This is a genomic window from Actinomadura sp., from assembly GCF_044508335.1.
Lineage (GTDB): Bacteria > Actinomycetota > Actinomycetes > Streptosporangiales > Streptosporangiaceae > Spirillospora.
In genome coordinates this window covers 23,160-32,073 of record NZ_JBIQHY010000082.1, presented here as the reverse complement: position 1 = coordinate 32,073, position 8,914 = coordinate 23,160, and the positions used below count along the sequence as shown (strand labels likewise).

Annotated in this window: 8 protein-coding genes; 1 reads left to right on the top strand and 7 read right to left on the bottom strand. The window is 72.8% G+C overall.

Annotation, left to right across the window (positions count from 1 at the left end):
- The first annotated feature begins 311 nt into the window (after nt 1–311).
- A complete protein-coding gene (locus tag ACIWVC_RS24205; protein ID WP_396454607.1) occupies nt 312–1,073 on the top strand; it encodes a hypothetical protein in 762 nt (253 codons plus the stop codon).
- 13 nt (nt 1,074–1,086) lie between these two features.
- Here the strand turns inward: ACIWVC_RS24205 and ACIWVC_RS24200 are convergent, their stop codons facing one another.
- The 7 genes from ACIWVC_RS24200 to ACIWVC_RS24170 form a co-directional block, all read right to left on the bottom strand.
- Complete coding sequence (locus tag ACIWVC_RS24200) at nt 1,087–1,872, bottom strand: hypothetical protein (RefSeq protein ID WP_396448846.1); 786 nt, start codon at nt 1,870–1,872, stop codon at nt 1,087–1,089.
- 3 nt (nt 1,873–1,875) lie between these two features.
- A complete protein-coding gene (locus ACIWVC_RS24195) occupies nt 1,876–2,673 on the bottom strand; it encodes a polysaccharide deacetylase family protein (protein ID WP_396448845.1) in 798 nt (265 codons plus the stop codon).
- Nucleotides 2,673–3,968 (bottom strand): polysaccharide deacetylase family protein, encoded by a 1,296-nt coding sequence (locus ACIWVC_RS24190; RefSeq protein WP_396448844.1) that lies wholly within the window; start codon nt 3,966–3,968, stop codon nt 2,673–2,675. The genes ACIWVC_RS24195 and ACIWVC_RS24190 overlap by 1 nt, the downstream gene beginning before the upstream one ends.
- A gap of 21 nt (nt 3,969–3,989) precedes the next feature.
- A complete protein-coding gene (locus tag ACIWVC_RS24185) occupies nt 3,990–5,531 on the bottom strand; it encodes a polysaccharide deacetylase family protein (RefSeq protein ID WP_396448843.1) in 1,542 nt (513 codons plus the stop codon).
- On the bottom strand, nt 5,524–6,885 hold the full coding sequence (locus tag ACIWVC_RS24180) for a glycosyltransferase (protein WP_396448842.1): 1,362 nt from the start codon (nt 6,883–6,885) through the stop codon (nt 5,524–5,526). Before ACIWVC_RS24180 ends, ACIWVC_RS24185 begins: the two co-directional genes overlap by 8 nt.
- Nucleotides 6,882–8,120: a nucleotide sugar dehydrogenase gene (locus ACIWVC_RS24175; protein ID WP_396448841.1), complete on the bottom strand. Its 1,239-nt coding sequence runs from the start codon at nt 8,118–8,120 to the stop codon at nt 6,882–6,884. The genes ACIWVC_RS24180 and ACIWVC_RS24175 overlap by 4 nt, the downstream gene beginning before the upstream one ends.
- Nucleotides 8,121–8,737: 617 nt before the next feature.
- Nucleotides 8,738–8,872: a hypothetical protein gene (locus tag ACIWVC_RS24170; protein ID WP_396448840.1), complete on the bottom strand. Its 135-nt coding sequence runs from the start codon at nt 8,870–8,872 to the stop codon at nt 8,738–8,740.
- Nucleotides 8,873–8,914: the final 42 nt, after the last annotated feature.

The following is an 8,914-nucleotide window of genomic DNA, read 5'->3' as shown; positions in this document are numbered from 1 at the left end:
CGGCAACGGAACCCGGTGCGGTCACCGCGGAACGGGATCACAGCCTCCTCGATACCAGATGAACGGCCGAACGTGGCCGCAAGGGAATAATCGTGTATAACGGCGGGGATACGCGTGTGCACCAGAGGGCAGACACAACCCCTAGGGGAGGGATCGTGGAGCCCTATACCAATGGTCTCCTGAAACAGATCGAACAGCTGACCCGGGAGAATGCCAAACTGCGCAGCGAACTGGTCGTGACGCGGTTATGGAATCCGCCCGCGGAGCTGGAACGCGCCTTTCAGAATGCCTGCGGCTGGACCTGCCTGTCAGTGCCCGCGACGGAGGACGGCCCCGCCCCGACGCTGATCCTGGTCGCCGGGCCGGCACCGGGCGCCGACCCGCTGGACGCGGAGGCCGCCGGACGTGTGTGGCGGTACCTGCTGACCGCCGCGCCGGTCCGCGGCCGGATCGGGCCGTTCGCCCGCGCCTCGATGCCCGCCTGCCTGCTGGGCTACCTGGGGAAGCAGGGCGGACGTGAGGCCATCGTGCTCAACACCGACCTGGCGCACCGGCAGCTGGCGCGCGCGGCCCGGTTGCTGTGGTCCGAGGCGAGAGTCCGGCGGCCTGGTCCGTACCTGCTGCTGACGGCGCCGCCGCTCTTGTACGCGCTGGGCGCGAGCGGCGCCAGGAGCGCGCTCGCGACCACGGTCCCCGCAGCCATCGTCGCGTGCGTGGCGCTGGCTCCCGGCCACGTCCCCGCCGATACCAGGCCCGCCCCGGCCGTGAGCGGCCCGTCATGGGGGCACGACCACCTGGAGCGCGCCGTCCCGCGCAAGCCCCCGCCCTCCGCGGGCGAGCCCGGGACTCCCCGGCCGTCCCGCCGGGCGGCGCCGACACGGCGGGCGGGCCGGCCGTCCGCATCGATCCGGACACCCGCACCGCGCTGGTCGGCGGCTCCGCCCACGGGATCCCCGGATACCGGCGGCGCACCCTCACCGCCCGCTCGGCCCTCGCCGCCGGAGACTCCTTCCGCGTCTCCCTCCTCGACCGGGCCTCCGCCGGAACCGGCCAGTCCACCGGCCGAGGAGTGAGGACACCGCGCCGTCAGGGCAACGGGTGGGCGCGCAGGGCCTGGAACTCGAACTCGCAGTTGTCGGCGCGCAGGCCGATCGAACCGGGGCGGGCGATCGGGGGGCCGTGCGCGCCGTCGTCCACGGCCTCCAGCAGCCGGCGGCCGTCCCGGAAGACGGTGATGGTGACCCGTGCACGTCCGCCGGAGGTGATCCGCACGTCGAACGACTGCCACATACCGAACCGGAAGCGGTTCTGGACCTGGCCGAGCGTGACGTAGGTCCCGCCGTTCTCGGTGCCCCCGGTCAGCTTCTTCTTGACCACCAGCAGGCCGTCCCGCCGGTTCAGGGAGGCGACGTAGAGCTCGGTCTGGTCCTGGCGGCGCAGCATCAGGTGGACGCCGTCGGTGGGCCTGGTCGGTGCGCGTCCGCCGCCGTCCACGAACCGCAGGGTGCGAATCCCCAGCGTGACCTGGACGTCCCCGAAGTCGGTGCGGCGGGTGTTCATCCGGAACACGCTCGACCCGGTGCCGGCCGAGGACCGGGCGTCCGGAGCGGCCCGGTCGGGCGGTCCCGACCAGCCGGCGCCGTCCCGGACGAAGAGGGACCCGCTGGTCACGTCCCAGTCCGGGGACCGGCGCGCGCCGGAGGCACGGGGATTCCAGTGCGCGAACTCGTTGGTGACCAGCCGGTCGGGACCGGAGGTCGCGGGCGCGAAGTCCCCGCCGCCCGAGCCGGCGCCGCCGGTCACCGACCAGGCCAGCGGCGGGAGCGCGGCGGCGGCCAGCGCTCCCGCGACGACGGATCGCCGTGCGCGCATCCGCTACCCCGCCTCGAGCGCCGTGCAGAGGCCGCGTGCGCGGAGCCCGGTGATGATCGCCGGCAGGGCCCGGATGGTGGCGGCGGAGTTGGCGACGCCGTCGTGCATCAGCACGACCGAGCCGGGCACCGCCTCGTCCAGGACGGTGGCGGCGATGTCGGCGGGCCGACGCCCCCGCCAGTCGTTGGTGTCGACCGACCAGCGGACGGTCCGCAGCCCGAGTGCGCGGGCCTGGCCTTCCACGGTGGCGTCGGTGCTGCCGAACGGCGGCCGGAACAGGGTGGGGCGCGGTGCGCCCGCGCGTGTGATGGCGGCGTCGGTGTCGGCGAGCTGCCGGCGGACGGCGGCGGCGTCGAGGTCGGCCATGTGCGGATGGTCCCAGCTGTGGTTCTCGGCGAGATGCCCGCCGGCGACGACCGCCCGGACCAGGTCCGGGCGGGCGGCGGCCTTCCTGCCCATCATGTAGAAGACGGCGCGGACGTTGTAGGCGCGCAGCACCTGCAGGACCTGCGGCGTGTAGACGTCGGGGCCGTCGTCGAAGGTGAGTGCGACCCGTCCGCGCCTGCACACGTTGGCGGTGCCGGCGTCCCGGAGCATCGCGCGGGTGACGACGGTCTCGGCGCGTTCGGCGTCGGCGCCGGCCCGGTGCGGGGACAGCGAGTCCCGCGCGAGCGGCGTGACCGCGGCGAGCGCGAGGACCCCAAAGGCCAGTTCGGTCAGGTGGCGGCGCACCTGCCGGCGCGGCCTCCGCCCGTCGCCGGCGGGACGCGCGGGTCCCGCCGGTGTCCTCCCTTTCCTCATCAGCCCTCGTCCAGGACGGAGAAGTCGTCGACGGTGAGGGCGCCGACGCCGGCCAGCGCGACGCCGAAGCTGATGTTGGTGGCGCCCTCGGGCACGGCGGGGGTCGTGACGACCGTCTGCCGCCAGGTGCCCGTCTGCTCAAGGGCGGGACCGTTCGTCCAGAACGTCCATACTCCGGTGGCGCTGCGGTAGTAGATGCTCATCTTGGTGCGCACCTCAGACGACCACGTGCCCTTGTACCAGACCCCGAGCCGGTAGCTGTGACCCGGTGTCGCGGCGGGTGCGCAGGTGCCGGCGTCCTGCCTCGTGACGAGTTTCCGGTCGCCGTCGGTGCGTGCGGTGACGGTGACCCGCTCGGCGTACTGCCCGGTATGGGAGTCGTTCGTCCGCGACCAGGCGTAGGTGTTGGTCCCGTACCCGCCGAGCTGGAAGCAGTCGGGGACGTCGCCGGTCGCGTTCTCCAGCGACGGGTTCTGGACGCTCGCCGGCGAGGGCGGCCCGTCCACCGGCGGCTGCGTGCTCCCGCCGACGACCTGGTCGACCGTCTTCACCGTGGTGCCGTTCGCCGCCCTCGGCGCCAGCCAGTCGAGGAACGCCGAGAGGGTGGACGGGCTCGTGGCGTAGGTGTCGTCGCAGCCGTCGCAGACGTGGTGGATGACGAGTTGCACCCATCCGCCGCCGTGCGCCTCCGCCTGCGTGACGGTGTTCTTGAGCTGGGCGAGCGTGGTGCCGGTCTTGACCGAGTCGGGGGTCTGGGTGAAGTAGGCGTCGGCGGGCGGGACCGTCTCGGCGTAGCCGCATCCCTGGCAGCCGCCCGGCGAGACGACCCCGCCGACCGTCCGGGCGCTGTTGTAGCCGCAGTCGCGCACCGCCTGCTCGACCGCCCCGTCGGCGTTGCCGTACGGGTAGGCGAAGTTCTTGACGGTGAAGCCCATGTTCAGGAGCGCGGCGCGGTCGCCGCAGATCTGCCGCCGCTGCTCGGCGGCCGGCAGCGCGGGCAGGTCGGCGTGCGTGATGGTGTGCCCGCCGATCTCGTTCCCGGCGGCCTCCAGCGACGCGAGCTGCGCCTGCGTCATGTAGCCGGGCGCACCGACACGCGCGCTGTTGATGAAGAACGTCCCCTGCATTCCGTGGCTCGCGAGTGCCGGACGGGCGTTGTGGTACTGGTCCTGCACCCCGTCGTCGAAGGTCAGTGACACGATCGTGCCGGTCGCGGCCCGCGCGGGCGCCGGGACGAGGACGAACGCGGTGACCAGCGCCGCGGCGAGGAGGTGAAGCCAGATTCGTGGATGCATCGTGGGTCTCCCATGGTTCGGTCAGCCCGCGCGGAGCGGGTGGAGCGTCGGTTTGCGGTAGGTCAGCGTGTGCCGCTCGCGCGCGGCGATCTCGAACGTCAGCCCGCCCTCGCCGAGCCGCGGGTCGATCGCGGCGCGCAGCGGCCTTCCGCCGGCCACCGAGACGGTGAGCCGGATCCCGCGCACCTCGATCCGGACGCCCCGCGCCCCCGCGACCGGCGCGATCGGCGTCCGGCCGAGCACGGTCGGGCGGCGCTCCCCGTCGCGCTCTCTGACCAGGGCGGACGCCGCGCCGACGACGACCTCGACGCGGCCGCGGTGGCGGGTGCCGGCGCCGTCCCGGACGGCGATCACCGCGCTGGTCCGCGGGTCGATCCCGGAGACCGACGCGGTCATCCGGTAGTCCGTCCACTTGCTGGTGTTGACGCCGCGCAGCAGGCAGCTCCCGTAGCCGCCGGCGGTGACCCGCAGATCGGACGCGTCGCGCCGGCACGCCGCGTGGTCGCCCGTCCACGGCAGCGCCGACAGGTCCCGCGGCAGCGGCATGGGGACGGCGGCGCGGATCATCTCCAGCAGGTCGGCCACCGACGTGGTGGAGCGGACGCCGATCCGGTCGAGCGCCCAGCGCGGTGAGCCCGCCGTCAGCGCGTCCACATGACCGGTCGGGACGTCCTCGCCCACGAACGCCTCGCCGAACCCGGCCCGCCGCAGCAGCGCGGGGAGTTCCTTCGCGATCCGCGGGTCGTTGCCGGAATCCCCCGCCTTGCCGAACGGGTAGGAGAACGCCCTCACCGGGTGCCCGAGCGTCTCGCGGAAGAACCGCTGGCTGCGCGCCAGATCGCGGCGGACGCGGGCGCGCCAATGCCCGATCGTCTCCCGCTTTCCGTCCACGAGGATCAGGTTCGGCATCGGCGCGGCGACGTCGCCGGGGACCGGGACGAGGTCGTGCGGCCCGTCGCCGTGCGACCCGAACTCCCAGCGCCCGGTCGCGGCGAGGTCCTCGACCTGCCTGGTCGACAGGTAGTAGGACGGCGTTCCCGGCTGGACGATCTTCCCGGTCGCCAGGAAGCCGACCGCGGTGAAACCGTGCTCCTTCAGGACCGGGTCGGCGGTCGTCCAGTCGGTGAGCTGCCCGTCGTCGAAGGTGATCAGCATCGCGCGCGGCGGCAGGCGGACCGGCCGCCGGGCGAGCAGGTCCTCCACGTCCCGCAGCCGGACCGTCCGGTACCCGGCCGCCGCCAGCACCGCCATGTGCCGGCCGAACAGCTCGCGCGACAGCGTGCTGCCGGCACGGTCGGTGTCGGAAACCCCGTGATAGGTCAGGACGAGCACCGACCCCGGATAGCGGGGCAGCGCGGCAGCGGCCCGCACCGCCGCCGGGTCCGGCCGGACGGCCGGCGCGGACCGCTGCCCCGGGTCGAAGGGGCGGCTCAGCGTCACCCACGTGACCAGCGCGAGACCGAGCGCGCACAAGAACGCCAGGCCGGTGAACGCGCGGAACAGCCGGGTGGACCTGCCGGGCGCCGGCCGGTCCCACGGCGCGGGCTCCGCCCGCTCAACCATCGTTCACCGCCGCGCCGTGGACCTGCACCGGGCGCTGCGCGAACGGCGGCGCGGACGCCGGCGCGTCCCGCGTCCCCCACTTCCCGTCCCGGATCCGCGCGATCGCCCACAGCAGCTGCGGCGAGAACGCGACGTAGAAGAACGTCCCGGCGAACGCGTAGATCCACATTCCGTCGTCGCGGAGCATCCGGTAGGTCAGCGCGTACCCCATCGAGACCAGGTACAGGCCGAGGAAGTAGATCATCGGGAAGCGGCCGCCGGCGATCGGCGTCACCAGGCTGTACAGCACCACGAGCGGGCTGAGCAGCCCGGCGATCGTCTGCACGGCGATCGACGGCAGGGCCCGCGTCCGGCTCCGCCACACGTGCGCCAGCAGCAGCGGCCCCTCCCGGCTCCACGACTTCTTCCAGCGCAGCTGCTGCCGGAAGAACTTGCGGTACCGGTCGGGCGCGTCCGTCCACGCCTGCGCGCGGGCGTCGTAGCGGGTCGTCCAGCCCGCCTTGATGACCCGGTTGGTGAGCGCCCTGTCGTCGCCGTAGGTGCATTCGACGCCCAGGAACCGCTGGTGCTCCCAGGCGTCGAGCAGCGGCGCGATCGCCGCCCGCCGGTACGCCGCGAAACAGCCGGAGCAGCAGGTGACCGCGCCCAGCACCGACTCGGCGCTCTTGAGCAGCTGGAACGACACGTAGTAGCGCGCGGCCTGCATCCTGGTCAGCACGTTCTCGTCCGCGTTGCGGACGTGGGTGAGCCCGGAGATCGCACCGACCTTCTCGTCCGCGAACCCCTGCACCAGCAGCCGGACCGAGCCCGGCGCGGGCATCGAGTCGGAGTCGACGAACACCAGGATCTCCGCCGACGTCGCCCGGATCCCGGCCGCCATCGCCGCGCGCTTGCCCTTGTTGCCGCCGAGGTCGACGCACCGCACCCGCCCCTTCGGATACCGCGCGGCGGCCTTCCGCATGTGCTCCCAGGTGTCGTCGGTGGACCCGTCGTTCACCACGACGATCTCCAGCTTGTCGTCCGGATACTCCAGCCCGATGCAGGAGTGGATCGTCCGTGCGACGGCCTCGCCTTCGTTGTAGGCGGGGACCACGATCGCGACGGACGGGACGATGCCCGCGTCGCGGGGCGGACGGTAGAACGCCGCGAGCGCGAACCTGCTGATCACGTAGCTGCTGACCAGCACCGTGTACGCGGACAGCAGCAGGTTGCCGCGCAGGTACGCGACCTTCACGCTGACATGCCAGACGATCATGCCGCAGATCACGCCGACCCAGGCCAGCGCCCCGAGCGACACCAGCCGCGCCGTCCAGGGCAGGCCGCCGAAGGGGATCCGCGGCCGGCGGCGGGTCACAGCGCCACGCGCCGGGCGACGCCGGGGAAGCGGTACGTCGCGTCCAGCAGCAGCTGGTCCTCGTGCAGCCAGCCCAGGTCGAGGGACTGGTGCGGAGTGTGGGCGATCACCAGGTCCGCCGGGCCCGGATCGACGCTCGCCAGCTTAGTCCCCCCGCCGGTGACCAGCTCGGGCACCAGCGGATCGTGGTACGCGACCCGCGCCCCCGCCGCGAGCAGCCGGTCGATGATCTCCAGGGCGGGCGACTCGCGCAGGTCCTCGACCTCCGGCTTGTAGGCGACGCCGAGGACGAGCACGTCCGAGCCCGCCAGGCCGCGCCCCTGGTCCGACAGCACCTGCCGGGCCCGCTCCACCACCCGTCCCGGACGCATCGCGATGGCGTCCATCGCGGCCGACACCAGCGGGGTGTGCAGCCGGTCCCGCTTCAGCTGCCACAGCAGGTAGTGCGGGTCGCACGGGATGCAGTGCCCGCCCGCCCCCGGACCGGGGAAGAACGGCAGGTACCCGTACGGCTTCGTCGCCGCCGCCTCGATGACCTCCATGACGTCCAGCTCCAGCAGCCGGCTCGCATCCGCGAACTCGTTGACGAGCGCGATGTTCACGGCCCGGAACGTGTTCTCCAGCAGCTTGGTCATCTCGGCCGCCTCCGCCGACGACACCGTGTGCAGCTCGCCGGTGCACCGGCCGAGCAGCGCCGCGGCCCGCGCGGCGCACCGCGGCGTCACGCCCCCGACCACCCGCGGCACGTCCTCGTGCGCGTGCCGGTCGTTGCCCGGGTCGATCCGCTCCGGGCTGAAGGCGACGAACACGTCCGTCCCCACCCGCAGCCCCCGCGCGGTCAGCGGCCGCGCGAGCAGTTCCTTCGTCGACCCCACGTAGCTGGTCGAGGTCAGCACGATCGTCTGCCCGGGCCGGGCGTGCTCGGCGGCCGCGCCGCACGCGCCGGTCAGCGCCCCGAGGTCCGGGACGAGATGCCGGCTCACCGGCGTCGGCACACAGATGATCACCGCGTCCGCCCGGGCCGTGCCGGCGGGCTCGGCGGTGACGGTGAATCGCTCTCCGGCCTCCCGCAGCCTCTCGCGGTCGCTGTCCAGCAGGTCGACGCGGCCCGTCCGGACGGCCTCCAGCCGGCCCGGATCCAGGTCGACGCCGAGCACCCGCAGCCCGGCGGCGTGGAAGGCGAGCGCGGTCGGCAGCCCGACATAGCCCAGCCCGACGACGGCAACGTCGTACACCGATGAATTGGTATGCGAAGACTCGGTGGGCGAAGCGGCGAAAGACATGCCAATGATCTCCTCGTGTGAACTCCTGCCGTGCAAATTCCTCCGCCGCGCGGCGGTCATGCAGCGGACGGACGGAAATAGTCGAGCCGTTCCTGAAAGACGGACAGATCCTGGCGACTGGTCGCGGGGTCTTGCCCCGCCTTTCCCGACGGGCGTCCTGTGTTTCAATCTCCCCGGAACGGCAGCCGATCAGAAAGAGCGCAAAACCCGCATTCACGGGTTCCACGTGTTTTGACGCCTCCAAAGAATGGCGGCGATCTGAAGGGGCTTTTCGGGGTGATACAAAGCCGTCCGCCGTCCTCCCGGCGCGTTCTCACCCGGCCGTGCCGAGCAGCCGGGTCCGGGTCGGCGGCGGGGGTCGGCCCGTCACGAGGATGATCTGGAGGCGGTGTCCGGGTGCCGGGCCTCCGCCGGCGCCCCGGCCACCAGTGCGGCTTCCAGTTCCCGCCCGTTCGTTCCTTCTGCCTCGTCACCGCCCGGATGCGGGTCGGCCGAGCCGCTCGGCGATCGCAGCCGTCCCATGGCCGCCGACGCACACCGACCCGGGACGCCATTTCGACCGGGGCGATTCAACTGAGCGGATACGAATGCGTTTCCGGCGCCGGCAGCATTGCGTCCATGACGTTTTCCCAGCCGCCTTGGAACTCGATGAGTTCTAACTCGCAGAGGGCATGATGATCTGCCGCTTCCTTAATAGCAGCCATCGCTCATCACATGCGCACATGGGCATGCAGTATCGGCGCCCG